The sequence below is a fragment of the Caenimonas sp. SL110 genome (genome assembly GCF_001044395.1).
Taxonomy (GTDB): domain Bacteria; phylum Pseudomonadota; class Gammaproteobacteria; order Burkholderiales; family Burkholderiaceae_C; genus Ramlibacter.
Map to the genome: position 1 here is coordinate 43,834 of NZ_JANU01000015.1, position 17,207 is coordinate 61,040.

Sequence of the window (17,207 nt, forward strand, 5' to 3'; positions counted from 1 at the left end):
AAATCATTTGTGGAGCCTATTTCCGGTTACGCACTCCACAAAAGGATATTCGGAGTCCATGGACTCCAAAAGATTCAACAGACGGTGTCTGGCGAATCTCTTAGTGCCAAGGGTGAGGTGCTTCTGGACCGATTGGGCTCGGCCCACGAGTTGGGGGGACAACCAAGTGGGATCTTCCACACAGAGGAGGCTTGCTCATGAAGCTGAAATTCAAGAAACAGGCCTACCAGACCCATGCAGTGGAGGCCGTGGCGGATTGCTTTGCCGGGCAGCCCAGGCGCGAAGGGCTGAACTACCGCATTGACCCGGGCCGCGCGGTGGACGCCAGCGGCCAGGCGACGGCGGCATTGGAGTCATCCGGCTTCAAAAACGCTGATCTGGCGCTGACCCCCGGCCAGGTGCTGGAAAACATCCACGCGGTGCAGCGCAGGCAAAACCTACCGCAGTCTGCCGCTCTGGTCAAAACCAGGGTGTGCGACATCAATCTGGACGTCGAGATGGAGACCGGCACGGGCAAGACGTATTGCTACGTCAAGACCATGTTCGAGCTGAACGCCCGGTTTGGGTGGAGCAAGTTCATTGTGGTGGTGCCCAGCATTGCGATTCGTGAAGGCGTGTTCAAGTCGCTGGAAATCACGGCCGAGCACTTCATGGACGACTACAAGAAGCGCGCCCGCTTTTTCATCTACAACTCCAAACAGCTGCACAACCTGGAAAGCTTTTCGAGCGATGCGGGCATCAATGTCATGGTCATCAACGTGCAGGCCTTCCATGCCACGGGCAAGGATGCGCGCCGGATTTATGAAGAGCTGGACGACTTTCAGTCCCGCAGGCCGATTGATGTGATCAGCGCCAACCGTCCCATCCTGTTCCTGGATGAGCCGCAGAAGATGGAAGGCGCCAAGACGCTGGACTCGCTGGCCAATTTCAAGCCGCTGGCGGTGCTGCGGTATTCGGCCACGCACAAGACAACGCACAACAAGATCCACCGGCTGGATGCCCTGGATGCCTACAACCAGAAGCTGGTCAAGAAGATTGCAGTGCGCGGCATTTCGGTCAAGGGTCTGACCGGCACCAATGCTTATCTGTTTTTAGAGTCCATCGAGGTGTCCACCGCTGCACCCGTGGCGCGCGTGGAGCTGGAAATCAAGCAGAACAGCGGCATCAAACGGGTGCTGCGCAAGCTGTCGCGCAACGACAACCTGTTCGATCTGTCCGGTGGCTTGGAGCAGTACCGAGGCTTTGTGGTGGCCGATATCAATGCGTTGACCAACACCGTGAGCTTCCTCAATGGGCATGAGCTGGTGGCGGGGGAGGCGACGGGCGATGTCAGCGAATCCGCGTTGCGCCGCATCCAGATCCGCGAGGCCGTCAAAGCCCACTTCGAGAAAGAGCAGGCTTTGTTTGCGCAGGGCATCAAGGTGCTGTCATTGTTCTTCATTGACGCCGTCAGCAAGTACCGCAGCTATGACGAAGCAGGCGAGCGCAATGGCGAGTACGCCCAGATGTTCGAGGAGGAGTACAACCAGCAACTGGCCGAGGTGATGACGCTGGAAGACACAGCCTACAACCGGTATCTCAAAGGCATTGCGACCGCGCGCACGCATGAGGGCTACTTCTCAATCGACAAGAAGAGCAAGCGCATGGTGGACCCCGAGACCGGGAAGAAGTCCACGGAAACAGACGACGTGGATGCGTATGACCTGATCCTTCGCAAGAAGGAGCAATTGTTGAAATTCGACGAGCCGGTTCGCTTCATCTTCTCTCACTCCGCTCTGCGCGAAGGTTGGGACAACCCCAACGTGTTCGTGATCTGCACGTTGAAGCACAGCGACAACACCATCAGCCGCCGTCAGGAAGTGGGGCGCGGGTTGCGTATATCTGTCAATCAGCATGGCGACCGGATGGACGACCCCGCCACGGTGCATCAGGTCAACGTGTTGACGGTTGTGGCCAGCGAGAGCTACAAGGATTTCGTCACCGCCTTGCAGCGGGACATGAGCGAGGGGTTGTCGGAGCGGCCACGGGTGGCGAACCAAGCCTATTTCCAAGGCAAGGTTCTCAAAACATCTGGCGGCGATGTCGAAGTCAGTTCCGAAATGGCGACTGTCATCGAGTTCTATTTGATCCAAAACGGCTACGTAGACATGAAGCGCCAAATAGCGCAAAAGTATCACGACGCCAAAAAGGAAGGCCAGCTTACCGACCTGCCCGAAGAGTTAGCAGCCCATGCCGAAGCGGTTTTTGCGCTGATCGACACCGTATTCAGCGATGCGAAGTTGCCATTGCCGGATGACGATCGCAAGGCCAGGACCAATCCGCTGAACGGCAATTTTGAGAAGGCCGAATTCAAGGCGCTGTGGAGTCGCATCAACCGCAAGGCCGCGTACACGGTGGAATTCGAGACGCCGGAACTGGTAGCCAAGTGCGTGAAGGCATTGGAGGCCGAACTCAAAGTGAGCCCCATGCAGTACACCGTGGTGGCCGGGGAGCAGGCCGAAACGGCAACTTATGACGGCATTCGCCTGGGCGAGTCCTTCAAGGTAAGCGAGTCCACGACGGACTACCACCGTGCCTCGGCGCATTCCGCCGTCAAGTACGACTTGATTGGCCGACTGGCCGACGAGACACAACTGACGCGAGCCACGGTCGCCAGCATCTTGCAGGGCATCAACAAGGCCGTGTTCAGCCAGTACCGCACCAACCCCGAAGACTTCATGCGCAAGGCAGCGCGCCTGATGAACGAGCAGAAGGCAACGGTGATCGTGGAGCACATCGCCTACGACCCCACGGGTGAAACGCACACCATGGAAATCTTCACCCAGGACAAGCCCAAGGAAGATTTCAGCAAGGCGGTCAAGGCCGACCACCACATCTACGACTACGTCTTCACGGATTCCAAAAACGAGCGCGACTTTGTACGCGAGCTGGATACCAGCACCGAGGTTGTGGTGTATGCCAAGCTGCCGCGTGGGTTCTTCATTCCCACGCCGGTCGGCAACTACAACCCCGACTGGGCCATTGCCTTCCAGGAAGGCAAGGTCAAGCACGTTTACTTTGTTGCCGAAACCAAGGGATCGATGTCCAGCATGGACTTGCGAAAAATCGAGGAAAGCAAGATCGAGTGCGCCCGTAAATTCTTCGCCAGGATCACGTCTGACCAGGTTAAGTACGACGTCGTGGATGGCTATGGGAAGTTGATGGAGCTGGTTGCATAGCGGCCGCAGCTCTTGGCAAGAAACAGCGGCGGAGAGTGTGAGATTCGAACTCACGGATGTCTTTCAACATCGCCGGTTTTCAAGACCGGTGCATTCAACCGCTCTGCCAACTCTCCGAAGGCACGTATTCTAGGCGGTTGCCGGTCCGGCGTTCCAATCGACCCTGAAGCCAGTGGCTGTCATTGCGGACTTGATCCGCAATCCATCGACGATCAGGCGCAGTCTCCGCTTCGCGGTGGATGCCGGATCGAGTCCGGCATGACAGCCACGCTTGAACTGTCATTGCGGGCTCGACCCGCAATCCATCGACGATCAGGCGCAGTCTCCGCTTCGCAGTGGATGCCGGATCGAGTCCGGCATGACAGCCCCCCGCATGACAGCCTCGGCATGACAGCCTTGCCCTGCGAGCCTCGCCATGATCAGCGCGTTCACGCCTGCTCCAGCATCCCCTTGCGTTCGATGAAGCTGATGACTTCGGCCAGGCCGGTTTGGGTCTTGAGGTTGGTCATCACATACGGCTTGTCTCGGCGCATGCGTTGGGTGTCGGCTTCCATCACACCCAGGTCCGCGCCCACATACGGCGCGAGGTCGGTCTTGTTGATGACGAAGAGGTCGCTCTTGGTGATGCCGGGGCCGCCTTTGCGGGGGATCTTTTCGCCCGCCGCCACATCGATCACATAGATCGTGAGGTCCGACAGTTCGGGGCTGAATGTCGCGGCAAGGTTGTCTCCGCCGGATTCGACGAACACGATGTCCGCATCCGGAAAATCCACCAGCATCCGGTCGATGGCTTCGAGGTTGATCGATGCGTCTTCGCGGATCGCGGTGTGCGGGCAGCCACCGGTCTCCACGCCCATGATTCGCTCGGCTGCGAGCGCGCCGCTGACGGTGAGCAGGCGCTGGTCTTCCTTGGTGTAGATGTCGTTGGTGATGGCGACCAGGTCGTATTTGTCGCGCATGCCCTTGCACAGCATTTCAAGCAGCGTCGTCTTGCCGGAGCCGACCGGGCCGCCTATGCCCACGCGCAGCGGTGGCAGTTTTTTGGTGCGGTTGGCGATGTGGTGAAACGTCATGAGCGAAAGAGCCTTGAATATTGGGTTTCGTGCTGCGCCGACAGGATGGCCAGCATCGGTGAAAAGGCCTGCCACGCATCCTCAGGCAATGCGAGCGCGTGGTCAACGGCTGCGGCAATTTCGCTGGCCAGCCGCGACAGGATGCGTTGGCCCGAACTTTGTCCCAGCGGTATCGATTTGATGGCCGCCTGGATCATGTTCTCGGCCCAGCCGAATGCAAAGGTGAGGGCGATGGCGCGCGGCGATGCCGTGCCCGCAGACGATGCGAGCGCATACGCGATCGGGTAGGTCCAGTGGGCGGACGTGGTCTCGGGCCTGATCGAGCGCAACCACTCGACCATCGATCGGCCCATCTGCTCGGTCTGCTGGCGCAGCTCGCTGGTTTCGCGCGTGTGCAGCACCCAGTCGTTGAGCTGTGCGATGCGTGCCATGTCACCGTCCCGCCATGCGGTGACAGCGGCGGCAAGCACCGCAAGGTCGCCGCGTGACAGCGTGAGATGCAGTTGGTCCGCGAGCCACCTGGCTGCTGTGGCCTCATCGGTGACCAGGCCGCTCTCGACTGCGGCTTCCAGCACTTCCGAATACGAGAAGCCGCCCACGGGCAACGCGGGTGACGCAAGCCACACCAGGGCCAGCAGGTCGCCGTCAGTGAGTGTGGTCGTGGCCATCGTCTCCATAGGCTCCCTGCGCAAGGGGGCCGACTGCCGGGGCGTGTGCATGCGAGTGCGCGTGCGATGGGCCGTGCGAATGTCCGCCAGCACTGTAGGCACCGCCTTCCGGTTCGAACGCGCCTTCTTCGGCTCGCACGATCAGGTGCATCGCGCGCAGCATGTCCGCGAGCACATGGTCGGGTTCGATCTTGAGATGGTCGGGCTTGAGTTCGATCGCGACGTGCCGGTTGCCCAGGTGATAGGCGGCGCGGGTCAGGTCGAAGGGCGTTCCGTGCTGGGTGCAGTGCGTGATCACCAGCACCGGCTGCGGCGCGGCAATCACCTTGACGAGCGAGCCGTCTTCGGCAACGAGCACATCACCGCCGCGCACCACGGTGCCGCGCGGCAGGAAGACCCCGAGGTGACGGCCCTGCGAATCGGTGCAGTCGAAGCGGCTTTTCTGGCGCACGTCCCAGTCGAGCTGGACGGTGGCCGCACGCTTGAGCAACACCGGCGCAAGGCCGTGACCACCGGCCAGGATTTTGGAGACTTGGAGCATGAGGGGATGGTAGTTTCAAATCGCTGTCAGTGAGGACCTGGCTTGGCTGTCATTGCGGACTTGATCCGCAATCCACCGCGAAGCGGCGACTGCGCCTGATCAAGCATGGATTGCGGATCAAGTCCGCAATGACAGCCTCTGGAGCGGATCAAGGCTCTCCTGAGCTTGTCGAAGGGTTCGCAATCACAGCCTCGGGTGCGCAATCACTGCCGGTTCAAAACAGAAAATACCTCTGCGCCATCGGCAATACCGTCGCTGCTTCACACACCAGCAGTTGCCCATCGGCGCGCACTGCATACGTCTGCGGATCGATTTCCATCTTCGGCAGGTAGTTGTTGTGGATCAGGTGCTGCTTCTTCACGCCACGGATGTTCTTCACGGCGCTCAGATTCTTGCGCAGCCCGAACTTGTCCGCTATGCCTGCATCCAGACCCGACTTCGAAACGAACGTGATCGAGCCTTTCGCGATGGCGCCGCCGAAGCTGCCGAACATCGGCCGGTAGTGCACGGGCTGCGGTGTGGGAATCGACGCATTGGGGTCGCCCATCGCGGCCATGGCGATGAAGCCGCCTTTCATGATCACAGCCGGCTTGATGCCGAAGAAGGCCGGCTTCCAGATCACGATGTCGGCCCACTTGCCGGGTTCGATGCTGCCGACTTCGTGCGAGATGCCGTGTGCGATGGCCGGGTTGATCGTGTACTTGGCGATGTAGCGTTTGACTCGGAAGTTGTCATGGCGCGAACCGTCGGACGCCAGCGATCCGCGCTGCGCCTTCATCTTGTGCGCCGTCTGCCAGGTGCGGATGATCACTTCACCCACGCGCCCCATCGCCTGGCTGTCGCTGGACATCATGCTGATCGCGCCCAGGTCATGCAGGATGTCTTCGGCTGCAATCGTTTCCTTGCGAATGCGGCTCTCGGCAAACGCGAGGTCTTCGGCAATTGCCGGGTCCAGGTGATGGCACACCATCAGCATGTCGACGTGCTCGTCGAGCGTGTTGTGGGTGTAGGGCATCGTCGGATTGGTCGATGACGGAAGAAAATTTTCTTCACCAACCACTCGCAAAATGTCCGGCGCATGACCGCCGCCCGCGCCTTCGGTGTGGAACGCACAAAGCGACCGGCCCTTGGTCGCGGCGATCGTGTTCTCGACAAAGCCCGATTCGTTCAAGGTATCGCTGTGGATCGCAACCTGCGTGTCGGTCAGCTCCGCCACGTCCAGGCAGTTGCTGATCGCAGCAGGCGTCGTGCCCCAGTCTTCATGCAGCTTCAGGCCGATCACGCCTGCGTTGATCTGTTCGTGCAAGGCAGCAGGCAGGCTCGCATTGCCCTTGCCGAGAAAGCCCAGGTTCATCGCGAACCCGTCGGCGGCCTGCAGCATGCGCTCGATGTTCCACGGACCGGGCGTGCAGGTGGTGGCGAAGGTGCCGGTGGCCGGACCGGTGCCACCGCCCAGCATCGTGGTCACGCCGGAGGCGAGCGCTTCCTCGATCTGCTGCGGGCAGATGAAGTGGATGTGGCTGTCGATGCCGCCGGCCGTGACAATGCTGCCTTCGCACGAAATGATTTCGGTGCCGGGGCCGATGATGATGTCGATGCCCGGTTGCGTGTCCGGGTTGCCGGCCTTGCCGATGGCGGCGATGCGGCTGTCCTTGATGCCGATGTCGGCCTTGACGATGCCCCAGTGGTCGATGATGAGTGCGTTGGTCAGCACGCAATCCATGGCGCCTTCGGCCCTGGTGCGCTGCGATTGCGCCATGCCGTCGCGAATCGTCTTGCCGCCGCCGAACTTCACTTCTTCACCGTAGCCGCCGGCGCGCAGTGTGTAGTCGTCTTCCACCTCGACGATGAGGTCGGTGTCGGCCAGCCTCACCCTGTCGCCAATCGTCGGGCCGAACATTTCGGCGTAGCCGCGCCGTCCAATCGTGGCCATGGTCAGAGCTTTCCTTGAATAAGGCCGCGAAATCCGTAGATGGTTCTATCGCCTGCAACATCGACGAGTTCCACCGTGCGCTGCTGGCCGGGTTCGAAGCGCACCGCCGTGCCCGACGCGATGTTCAGCCGCATGCCGCGCGCGGCCGCGCGATCGAAATCGAGCGCGCCATTGGTTTCTGCGAAGTGATAGTGCGAGCCGACCTGGATGGGGCGGTCGGCGGTGTTTTTCACCACCACCGTGAGCGTGCGGCGACCGGGGTTGAGCACATGGTCGCCTTCGTCGGTGAAGAGTTCGCCGGGGATCATTGCCTGGGCCACGATCTGCACGCTACTTGCGGGCGAGCCAGACGGCGGCTGCCGCGAGACTGCCCACGACCAGGAGCCCAAAAGTGTCGGTGGCGTGCCAGTGCAAGGCAGCGTGGGCGCCATGTCCGCTGTGGGCGAAGGCATGGGTCCCGGTGTAGAGCGCTGCTGCGGCGACGGCGAGCTGGTTGAGCGTCAACTTGGTTTCTCCTGGGGTTTGTTCGTCAGGCGTTGTTCACACGATCGGCTGGTGCACGGTGACCAGCTTGGTTCCATCGGGGAAGGTCGCTTCGACCTGGATGTCGGGGATCATGTCGGCGACACCTTCCATCACATCGGCGCGGGTGAGGATGGTGCGGCCCTCGCTCATGAGCTGCGCCACGGTCTTGCCGTCGCGAGCGCCTTCCATGACGGCTGCCGAAATCAGCGCCATCGCTTCGGGGTAATTGAGTTTCAGGCCGCGCGCGCGGCGCCGTTCGGCCAGCAGCGCCGCTGTGAAGATCAGCAGCTTGTCTTTCTCGCGGGGGGTGAGTTCCATGGCGGGATCAGTTTAGTGCAAGGGCGGGCAGTGGCTATACGCCAGAAGACGAACATGGGCACTTGCGGACTTGCGGTTTTCCGGTTTTGGGAGGCTTGCGGGTTCGGTGAAAATAAGCCCAATGCCGGAACTCATCCTCGCCCTCGATATCGGGACGACCTCGCTGAGCGCGTGCGTATTTACCCCTGGCGGCCAGCTCAAGGCCAGCGCCTTCGCGCCGGTGCACTCATGGAGCAAGCTGCCGGGACACGTCGAGCAGGACGCGGCGCAGTTGTGGGCCTCGACGCTCCATGTGATCCAGCAGGCGCTCGCCCGGGCCGGTATTGCGCCTGGCGACCTGGCCGCCATCGGGGTGACCTCGCAGCGCGGAAGCATCGTGTGCTGGGACAGGATCACCAGCGAGCCACTGGGCCCGGTGGTCGTCTGGAGCGACCTGCGCGGTGCTCCCCGTGCGACCGAGTACCAGAAGGCTGGCTACCCGGCTCATCCGCACCTGGTGGCTGTCAAGCTTGAGGTCGTTCTCGCCGGCCTGGATCGCGCCAACCTGGCCTGGGGCAATGTCGATTCGTGGATCATCTGGAAGCTGAGCGGTGCAAGCCTGCACGTGACGGACCGCAGCCAGGCCTGGGCCATGGGCTACATCGATGGCAAGACTCTGGATTGGAACGGGCCAGTCATCGCAGGGCAGGCCGTCGATCCCAAAAGCTTTCCGGCACTGGTCGATACCTGGGGCGTGTTGGGCACGACCACCATCGCCGTCTTCGGTGCCGAGGTCCCCATCGCCGCTGTCATTGGCGACCAGCAAAGTGCGCTCATCGGCCATGGGTGTGAAGCGGCCGGGCAGATGAAGGTGAGCTATGGCACCTCGGCGACGGTGAATGTGTCGACCGGTGCGGCGATGAAGTTCATATCGCTGGCCATGCCGCCGCATGTGCTCTCGTCGGGCAGTGGGCGCACACAGTACTGCCTGGAAGGCATGGTGCTGACTGCCGGTGCCGCACTGGACTGGCTGCGGCAACTCTTCGCCATCCAGGACCATGAAGCGTTTGAGGCGCTGGCTGCTGCAACGCCTGATGCGGGTGGCGTGGTGTTCCTGCCGGCGCTGCTTGGCCTGGGCGCGCCGCATGGCGACTTTGCCAGGCGCGGCCTGATTGGCGGCCTCAACAGCGCCACCACCCAGGGCCAGATTGTCCGTGCAGCGGTGGAGGGTCTGGCCTGCCGCGTACGCGAGGCGGTGGATGCCGTCAGGGCAGGAGCCGGACTGCCGCCTTGCGACCTTCTCAAGGTCGATGGCGGGCTGACCCATTCAGACAGCCTGATGCAGGCGCAGGCGGACATCATGGGCCTGCCTGTTACCCGGCACGCACTTCGGGAGGCGGCCTCGGCGGGCGCTGCCATCTGTGCCGCACGGGGGGTCGGGTTGCTGGGAGCCGCTGAGGTGGCTGGTTTTGCGACCTACGACCGTACGTTCGAACCGCGCATGTCGGCTGACGAGGCGGCCGAAAAGTTTGCCGCGTGGAAGGCCGCTGCCTATTCGTGAGAGACCGGGCACGGAAACTGCGCAACAGCAGGGGTGAGTGAAGTCATCCCCATCTACCCCGCGGACCCGCCTCAACGCGTTCCGATGCAAGACGCGCCTCAACGCGTCGTCAAGGTGCGGCGCGACTACAACAGCTGGGTCGCCAGCGAGACGATGGAGGACTACGCGCTGCGCTACACGCCGCAGCGGTTTCGCAAATGGTCCGCGTTTCGCGTCGCCAACACGGCCTTCGGCGCGGCGTCGTTCCTGATCCTGGAAGCCGTCGGTGCCACGCTGATGGTGCAGTACGGGTTTCTCAATGCGTTCTGGGCGGTGATCGCCACCGGGCTCATCATCTTTCTCACCGGGCTGCCGATCAGCATCTACGCGGCCCGCTATGGGGTGGACATGGACCTGCTCACGCGCGGCGCGGGCTTTGGCTACATCGGCTCGACCATCACCTCGCTGATCTACGCCTCGTTCACCTTCATCTTCTTCGCGCTCGAAGCGGCGGTGATGGCCTATGCGCTGGACCTTGCCCTGGGCATCCCGCCGAGCTGGGGCTACCTGATCTGCGCCCTGGTGGTGATCCCGCTGGTCACGCACGGCATCTCGGCGATCAGCCGCTTGCAGGTCTGGACGCAGCCGATCTGGCTGGTGATGCTGGTGGTGCCGTTTGCCTACGTGCTGGCGCGCGATCCCGGTGCATTTGCCGGTGTCATGCACTACGCCGGTGAGAAAGGCGTCAATTCCGACTTCAACCTGCACCTGTTTGGGGCTGGACTCACGGTGGGCATCGCGCTGATCACCCAGATGGGTGAGCAGGCCGACTACCTTCGCTTCATGCCCGCCAGGACGGCGGCCAACAACAAGCGCTGGTGGTTCGGTGTGCTGGTGGGCGGCCCGGGCTGGGTGGTGCTGGGCGTGATCAAGATGCTGGGCGGCGCCTTGCTCGCGTACCTGGCGATCAGGCACATGGTGCCGGTCGACCGCGCCGTGGACCCCAACCAGATGTACCTGGCCGCGTACGAATATGTCTTTCCGAACTACAGCTGGGCGGTGGCGGCGACCGCGATCTTCGTCGTCATCTCGCAGTTGAAGATCAACGTCACCAACGCATACGCCGGGTCACTGGCCTGGTCCAACTTCTTCTCGCGCGTGACACACAGCCACCCCGGCCGCGTCGTGTGGGTGGTGTTCAACACCCTCATCGCGTTCATGCTGATGGAGATGAACGTGTTCCAGGCGCTGGGCGATGTGCTGGGGCTCTACTCCAACATCGCCATCGCCTGGATGATGGCCGTGGTCGCCGACCTGGTCGTCAACAAGCCGCTGGGCCTGTCGCCCCCGGGCATCGAATTCAAGCGCGCGTATCTCTACGACATCAACCCGGTCGGAGTCGGTGCGATGGCATTGGCTTCTGCACTGTCGATTCCCGCGCACCTGGGCTTGTTCGGTGCGACCGCGCAGGCGTTCTCGGCCGTCATCGCGCTCAGTGTGGCGTTCGTCACTTCGCCGCTGATCGCCTGGGCAACCCAGGGCAAGTACTACATCGCCCGCAACGCGCCCACCGATGACAACCAGTCGATGACGCTCAAGAAGTGCGTCATCTGCGAGCGCGAATACGAGGCACCCGACATGGCGCACTGCCCTGCGTACCAGGGCCATATCTGCTCGCTGTGCTGCACGCTGGACGCGCGTTGCGGCGATCTGTGCAAGCCGCATGCAGCCTTGTCGGCGCAGTGGTCAGGCGCCTTGCGGTGGGTGCTGCCCCGGCGCGCATGGCATTACCTGGACACGGGCCTGGGGCACTTCCTGCTGCTGATGCTCGTCGTCGTGCCGTTGCTGGCCACCGTGTTCGGGCTGCTCTACCACCAGGAAGTGCAGACGCTGGCCCTGATGGTGGACAGTGCCGGGCTTTCGCAGGGGTCGCTGCGCTCCGGTTTCCTCAAGGCCTATCTCGCGCTCGTCGTCATTGCCGGCATCGTCGCGTGGTGGCTGGTGCTCGCGCACAAGAGCCGGCAGGTCGCGCAAGAGGAATCCAATCGCCAGTCGCACCTGTTGCTGCGCGAAATCGAGCTGCACAAGCAGACCGACGAGGCGCTGCAGAACGCAAGGCAGCTCGCAGAGCAAGCCAGGCTCGTGGCCGAGCAAGCCAAGCTCGCAGCCGAGCACGCGCGCCATGCGGCCGAGCAGGCCAACCAGGCCAAGAGCCGCTACATCAGCGCCATCAGCCACGAATTGCGCACGCCGCTCAACAGCATCCTGGGCTATGCGCAATTGATGGGCGAAGATACCGGAGTGCCGCCGCATCGCAAGCAGGCAGTGAGTGTCATCAAGCGTGGCGGCGAGCATCTGCTGTCACTGATTGAAGGCACGCTCGACATTGCGCGCATCGAAAGCGGCAAGCTCACGCTCAATGTCCGGCCGATGGAGTTTGCGGACTTCGTCCACGAGATGGCTGGCATGTTCGAACCGCAGGCAGCGGCCAAGGGGCTGGCGTTTCATTTTGAGCATGTGGGCGTGTTGCCCGATGTCGTTCGCGCCGACGAGAAGCGCGTGCGCCAGATCCTGATCAACCTGCTGGGCAATGCGATCAAGTTCACCAGCCAGGGGCAAGTGACTTTTCGCGTCAAGCATGCGCGCGAGATGGCGTGGATCGACATCGAGGACACCGGGCCGGGTATGTCGAAAACCGATCTGGAACGCATCTTCGAGCCGTTTGCGCGCGGCAGCAGCGTCGCGCAGATGGCGCCGGGCGCGGGGCTCGGCCTGACCATCGCCAAGATGCTCACCGACCTGATGGGCGGCGAGCTCACGGTGGTGAGCGCGCCGGGCGAAGGCTCGAAGTTCAGCATCAAGCTGTTCCTGCCTGAAGTGCGCAGCACGCCTCGATTGAAGCCCGCAGCACAGCCCCAGCCGCGGCGCGGTTACCTGGGCGCGCGCCGCAGGATTCTGGTCGTCGACAACGAAGAGGCCGATCGCGAGTTGCTCGTTCACCTGCTGGAGCCGCTCGGCTTCGAGTTGCGCACGGCTGCGAGCGGCCACGATGCGCTGGACCTGGTGGCTGCGGGCCTCGCGCCCGATGCCATCTTCATGGACCTGGCCATGCCGGGCATCGACGGCTGGGAGACGATACGGCGCATTCGCCAGATCGGGCAACACGGCGCGAAGGTCGCGGTGGTGTCTGCCAACGCCTTCGACAAGAACCTCGAAAACGACTGCGGCATACGCCCCGAAGACTTCATCACCAAGCCGGTGCGGCACAGCGAGTTGCTCGACTGGCTGGAGCGGCAACTCGCGCTGCAGTGGATCGCGGCGCCCGTTCAACCGGCCGGATTGCCAGCGGCAGCATCGGGTGCAGCGGCCTGGACATGGCCCGCGCCTGACGCGCTGGCTGCGTTGCAGGAGGCCGTTCAACTGGGTTACTACCGGGGCATCATGAATCAACTCGACGCTATCGAAGCATCACAGCCTGCCTGCGCATCGTTCGCAGCCGACATGCGCGAACTCGCGCGGCAATTCCAGTTCGAGGCCATGACGCGCCGGCTCGCGGGCGCAGATGCTTGGGCCGGGCCGGTGCAGGAGAACCTGCGATGAGCGCGCGCCAGCCGCAACTGCCGGGCGCGAGCTTCGACCGCGCGACAGCCGAAGTCGTGCTGATCGTCGATGACGTGCCCGATAACCTGGCCGTGCTGCACGACGCGCTCGACGAATCGGGTTACACCGTGCTCGTTGCAACCAGCGGCGAGGCAGCCCTGCAGCGTGCAGCCCAGGTCGTCCCCGACATCGTGTTGCTCGACGCGATGATGCCGGGCATGGATGGCTTCGAAGTGGCAAGGCGGCTGAAGTCGTCGCCCGCTACCGCGCACGTCCCCATCATCTTCATGACCGGCCTGACCGAGACCGAGTACCTGGTCGCCGCGCTCGAATCGGGCGGCGTCGATTACGTCACCAAGCCGATCAAGCCCAAGGAAGTGCTGGCGCGCATGGGCGTGCACATGCAGGGCGCGCGGCAGGCCCGGCAGACGCGCAACGCGCTCGACGCATTCGGCTACGCCAGCATCACGGTGCGCGCCGGCGACGGCAAGCTGATGTGGCAAACGCCGCTCGCGCGCGAGCTGCTGATGGCCTACTACGGGACCAGTTCACCCGAGACGCCGCAGCCGGTGGTGGACTGGCTGCGGCGTCACCTGAAAGACGCGCTGCAACAGATCGAACCGCCGCGCCTGACGGCGGAACTCGGCGCGCGCCGCCTCACATTCCGCCTGCACCAGCAGACCGGCGATGAAGACTGGCTGATCGTGATGCGCGAAGTGTCGGACACCGCAGTGATCGAGGCGATGAGCCTGTATTTCAAGCTCACCCAGCGCGAAGCCGAGGTGCTCTACTGGGTCGTCAAGGGCAAGATTAACCGCGATATCGCGGACATCCTGGGTGCCAGCCCGGCGACGATCAAAAAGCACCTCGAACGCATCTTCGTCAAGCTCGGTGTCGAGACGCGCACGGCTGCTGCCGGAATGGCCATGACGCGCATCCGGCAGCTGCATCCGCAGTTCGAAGCCTAGAGGTTGGCCTGAACAGCATCCTCGTGGCGCAGCGCCAGCGCAGATACGGGAATGGCATACAGGTGGGCGCCGGGTCGCGGCGCCTGGTCGTCGGTCACAACCTCGAGATGGCTCAAATAGCTGAGCACGATCTTCGAGCTGCAAATTACCGACGCGGGGTGGCCGCCGCCGGCGGGTTCGAAGTCGATTGCCCGCAGGTTGGCATCGCGGCATTGCTGCAGGCGTGACGCGTCATCGGTCGCCAGCTGCACCCGTCCGCCTGCAGTCATGAGGTCGCACGCCGACAGGAAGTTCGCGCTCCACTTCGAGAGGTCGCGTGCCCACCGGTAGGGGTCCTTGTTGGGAGGGACAGGAAGCGGCATCTGCTTGAGGGCCGTCAGTCGCTGCGAAAACAGCGCGCGGTCCAGGCCCAGGCTGCCGAGGATCAGCGCCTTGGTGCCCAGGGAGCGCTGCGAATCGCCGATGGCCATCAGCATGAATCCGGCGGCGCACAGGTGCCCCTGCTGCATGGCGAAGTTCATGGCGTTGAATTCCTTGCGCTTGAACTCACGCGTGATCTCATCGCGTCCGACACTGTGGAACGTCGTGCAGAGGATGGCCGCGGCTTGCGCGTCCGCCACATGCGATGAGTCCAGCAGGGCACCCACGTACGCATGCACGCCGTTGGACAGGGTGTGTTCGTCACGGGTTGTCGGCGCTTTCCAGCGCTCGTCCGCAGCAAAGTCCTGGCGAAGCTTGAGCGTGTTGAAAATCCGGATCAGCAGGGGCGGACCTGCATACCGGTGCGGCGAGGTGGGCCCGGTGGCCCGCGTCGCGCTCCACAGATGAGGAGCGACCGGAAGCGCGGCGCCCTTGAGCAAGGCGAGCTTTCGATGTGAATCCAGCAGATCGGCGGGCGCGCCCGAGATTGCCTCCACCCAGGCGTCGAGCAAGGCCCCGCGGTTGCCGACGACCGCCTCACCCAGAAATCCGCAAAGCAGCTGGTCGACCTTGTCTTGCCCCAACTGGGGCGACAGCTCCAGCAACCGGGTGATGGCTTTGCGCAGATCGCGAGCGTCCTGGGCTGTGTCCTTGCCCTTGAGCACGGCCACCAGCACGTCGCGCGCGACGACGGCCTGGGGAACCAGCTCTGGCGTGGTGCGTGGGGCCAGCGCCTCGGCGATGGACACCGGCGGGAGGTTCAAGGGCTTCAAGGGCTTCAAGGCCTCTGCGTGGACCACCACGTTGAGCGGCGCGGGCTTGGCGACCAGACTGGATCGAGGAGGTGGAAGGCGCAGTGGGCGCACGACTTGTGACAAGGCTCGCATGGGATCTCTCGACGAAAAGTGTTAACTGTAGCCTTATATCAGTAGTACCTTGGTATTGGTATCTGGGCAGCCCGGAGGGCGCTGCTTCGTACGCCCTCCGGCGTATATCGCTCATCCGTTCGCATCCCCAGAATCAAACCGTCCGCACTCAACAGGGTTCGGCCCCGGTTTTCGTCCTCTACCCATTCGTCATCCTCGCAAGGAGCTTTTCATGCAACGTCGTTTCACCCTCAAGGCACTGACTGCCGCTGTCGCCTTCGCCGGCGCGGTCGGCATGCCGGCCTTTGCCCAGTCGGGCGGCACCATCAAGGTCGGGATCCTGCACTCGCTGTCGGGCACGATGGCGATCTCGGAGACCGTGTTGAAAGACACCGTGCTCATGGCGATCGACGAGATCAACGCCAAGGGCGGCGTGCTGGGCAAGAAGCTCGAGCCGGTCATCGTTGACCCGGCATCGAACTGGCCGCTCTTCGCAGAAAAGACCAAGCAGCTGCTCGGCCAGGACAAGGTCGCCGTCATCTTCGGCTGCTGGACCTCGGTCTCGCGCAAGTCGGTGCTGCCGGTCGTGGAAGAAATGAACGGCCTGTTGTTCTACCCTGTGCAGTACGAAGGCGAAGAGCTTTCCAAGAACGTGTTCTACACGGGCGCAGCTCCCAACCAGCAAGCCATTCCTGCCGTCGATTACCTGATGTCCAAGGACGGCGGCGCGGCCAAGCGCTGGGTCCTGCTGGGCACCGACTACGTCTACCCCCGCACCACCAACAAGATCCTGCGCGCCTACCTCAAGAGCAAGGGCGTGAAGGACGCGGACATCGACGAGAAGTACACGCCGTTCGGCCACAGCGACTACCAGACCATCGTCGCCGACATCAAGAAGTTCTCGGCAGGCGGCAAGACGGCCGTGGTGTCCACCATCAACGGTGACTCCAACGTGCCCTTCTACAAGGAACTGGGCAACGCGGGCCTCAAGGCCAAGGACGTGCCGGTTGTCGCCTTCTCGGTGGGCGAAGAAGAGCTGCGCGGCGTGGACACCAAGCCGCTGGTGGGTCACCTGGCCGCCTGGAACTACTTCCAGTCGATCAAGAACCCGACCAACGCCGAGTTCGAAAAGAAGTGGGCTGCCTACGCCAAGGCCAAGGGCATCGCCGGCCACAAGGACAAGCCGCTGACCAACGACCCGATGGAAGCCACCTACATCGGCATCAACATGTGGAAGCAGGCCGTCGAAAAGGCCAAGTCCACCGACACCGACAAGGTCATCGCGGCCATGGCCGGCCAGACCTTCAAGGCACCGAGCGGCATCGTCTCGAAGATGGACGAAAAGAACCACCACCTGCACAAGTCGGTGTTCATTGGCGAGATCAAGGCCGACGGCCAGTTCAACGTGGTGTGGAAGACCCCCGGCCCGGTGAAAGCCAAGCCATGGTCGCCGTACATCGAAGGCAACGACAAGAAGCCTGACGAGCCAGCCAAGAAGTAAGGGCGTTAACTCCCTCTCCCTCTGGGAGAGGGTTGGGGTGAGGGTGCGACGGCCGGG

The 17,207-nt window shown here is 62.9% G+C and carries 13 protein-coding genes and 1 tRNA gene; 5 read left to right on the top strand and 9 right to left on the bottom strand.

The genetic code is table 11. The features are described from left to right. Positions 1-197: 197 nt before the first annotated feature. A complete protein-coding gene (locus AQ12_RS10420; protein ID WP_048439844.1) occupies positions 198-3,218 on the top strand; it encodes a type III restriction-modification system endonuclease in 3,021 nt (1,006 codons plus the stop codon). 29 nt (positions 3,219-3,247) lie between these two features. Here the strand turns inward: AQ12_RS10420 and AQ12_RS10425 are convergent. The 8 genes from AQ12_RS10425 to AQ12_RS10455 form a co-directional block, all read right to left on the bottom strand. Then, positions 3,248-3,334: transfer RNA gene (locus AQ12_RS10425), tRNA-Ser, on the bottom strand. Positions 3,335-3,646: 312 nt separating this feature from the next. Beyond that, positions 3,647-4,291, bottom strand: coding sequence for an urease accessory protein UreG (gene ureG, locus AQ12_RS10430; protein WP_048439845.1), 645 nt, complete (start codon positions 4,289-4,291; stop codon positions 3,647-3,649). Continuing rightward, entirely contained in the window at positions 4,288-4,968 is a 681-nt protein-coding gene (locus tag AQ12_RS10435) for an urease accessory UreF family protein (protein WP_048439846.1), read from the bottom strand. Before AQ12_RS10435 ends, ureG begins: the two co-directional genes overlap by 4 nt. After that, complete coding sequence (ureE, locus tag AQ12_RS10440) at positions 4,937-5,500, bottom strand: urease accessory protein UreE (RefSeq protein ID WP_048439847.1); 564 nt, start codon at positions 5,498-5,500, stop codon at positions 4,937-4,939. The genes AQ12_RS10435 and ureE overlap by 32 nt, the downstream gene beginning before the upstream one ends. A 214-nt stretch (positions 5,501-5,714) precedes the next feature. Next, entirely contained in the window at positions 5,715-7,433 is a 1,719-nt protein-coding gene (gene ureC / locus AQ12_RS10445; protein WP_048439848.1) for an urease subunit alpha, read from the bottom strand. A gap of 2 nt (positions 7,434-7,435) precedes the next feature. After that, positions 7,436-7,741 carry an urease subunit beta gene (locus tag AQ12_RS10450; protein ID WP_048439861.1) on the bottom strand — a complete coding sequence of 102 codons (306 nt, stop codon included), beginning with the start codon at positions 7,739-7,741 and terminating at the stop codon, positions 7,436-7,438. Between the two features lie 22 nt (positions 7,742-7,763). After that, positions 7,764-7,937 (bottom strand): hypothetical protein, encoded by a 174-nt coding sequence (locus tag AQ12_RS22980; protein WP_161799012.1) that lies wholly within the window; start codon positions 7,935-7,937, stop codon positions 7,764-7,766. Between the two features lie 36 nt (positions 7,938-7,973). After that, positions 7,974-8,276: an urease subunit gamma gene (locus tag AQ12_RS10455; RefSeq protein ID WP_048439849.1), complete on the bottom strand. Its 303-nt coding sequence runs from the start codon at positions 8,274-8,276 to the stop codon at positions 7,974-7,976. Between the two features lie 121 nt (positions 8,277-8,397). On the opposite strand from AQ12_RS10455, the gene AQ12_RS10460 reads away from it, so the two are divergent. From AQ12_RS10460 to AQ12_RS10470, 3 genes are all read left to right on the top strand, one after another. Beyond that, the gene (locus AQ12_RS10460) at positions 8,398-9,816 is read left to right on the top strand and encodes an FGGY family carbohydrate kinase (RefSeq protein WP_048439850.1); all 1,419 of its coding nucleotides are present in this window, start codon (positions 8,398-8,400) and stop codon (positions 9,814-9,816) included. An 84-nt stretch (positions 9,817-9,900) separates the two neighbouring features. Beyond that, positions 9,901-13,395 (top strand): ATP-binding protein, encoded by a 3,495-nt coding sequence (locus tag AQ12_RS10465; RefSeq protein WP_048439851.1) that lies wholly within the window; start codon positions 9,901-9,903, stop codon positions 13,393-13,395. Next, on the top strand, positions 13,392-14,363 hold the full coding sequence (locus AQ12_RS10470) for a response regulator transcription factor (RefSeq protein WP_048439852.1): 972 nt from the start codon (positions 13,392-13,394) through the stop codon (positions 14,361-14,363). Before AQ12_RS10465 ends, AQ12_RS10470 begins: the two co-directional genes overlap by 4 nt. On the opposite strand, the gene AQ12_RS10475 is transcribed toward AQ12_RS10470, so the two are convergent. After that, on the bottom strand, positions 14,360-15,670 hold the full coding sequence (locus tag AQ12_RS10475; protein ID WP_161799013.1) for a hypothetical protein: 1,311 nt from the start codon (positions 15,668-15,670) through the stop codon (positions 14,360-14,362). The two genes, AQ12_RS10470 and AQ12_RS10475, sit on opposite strands and share 4 nt — an antisense overlap. A 211-nt stretch (positions 15,671-15,881) precedes the next feature. Here AQ12_RS10475 and urtA point away from each other — a divergent pair, with 211 nt between their 5' ends. Then, on the top strand, positions 15,882-17,150 hold the full coding sequence (gene urtA / locus AQ12_RS10480; RefSeq protein ID WP_048439854.1) for an urea ABC transporter substrate-binding protein: 1,269 nt from the start codon (positions 15,882-15,884) through the stop codon (positions 17,148-17,150). Positions 17,151-17,207 lie beyond the last annotated feature (57 nt).

Coding starts and splice junctions, on each gene's coding strand:
- AQ12_RS10450 (WP_048439861.1), bottom strand. CDS start 7,741: ATGATCCCCGGCGAACTCTTCACCGACGAAGGCGACCATGTGCTCAAC.
- AQ12_RS10460 (WP_048439850.1), top strand. CDS start 8,398: ATGCCGGAACTCATCCTCGCCCTCGATATCGGGACGACCTCGCTGAGC.
- ureC (WP_048439848.1), bottom strand. CDS start 7,433: ATGGCCACGATTGGACGGCGCGGCTACGCCGAAATGTTCGGCCCGACG.
- ureE (WP_048439847.1), bottom strand. CDS start 5,500: ATGCTCCAAGTCTCCAAAATCCTGGCCGGTGGTCACGGCCTTGCGCCG.
- AQ12_RS10435 (WP_048439846.1), bottom strand. CDS start 4,968: ATGGAGACGATGGCCACGACCACACTCACTGACGGCGACCTGCTGGCC.
- AQ12_RS10420 (WP_048439844.1), top strand. CDS start 198: ATGAAGCTGAAATTCAAGAAACAGGCCTACCAGACCCATGCAGTGGAG.
- ureG (WP_048439845.1), bottom strand. CDS start 4,291: ATGACGTTTCACCACATCGCCAACCGCACCAAAAAACTGCCACCGCTG.
- AQ12_RS10470 (WP_048439852.1), top strand. CDS start 13,392: ATGAGCGCGCGCCAGCCGCAACTGCCGGGCGCGAGCTTCGACCGCGCG.
- urtA (WP_048439854.1), top strand. CDS start 15,882: ATGCAACGTCGTTTCACCCTCAAGGCACTGACTGCCGCTGTCGCCTTC.
- AQ12_RS10465 (WP_048439851.1), top strand. CDS start 9,901: ATGCAAGACGCGCCTCAACGCGTCGTCAAGGTGCGGCGCGACTACAAC.
- AQ12_RS10475 (WP_161799013.1), bottom strand. CDS start 15,670: ATGCGAGCCTTGTCACAAGTCGTGCGCCCACTGCGCCTTCCACCTCCT.
- AQ12_RS10455 (WP_048439849.1), bottom strand. CDS start 8,276: ATGGAACTCACCCCCCGCGAGAAAGACAAGCTGCTGATCTTCACAGCG.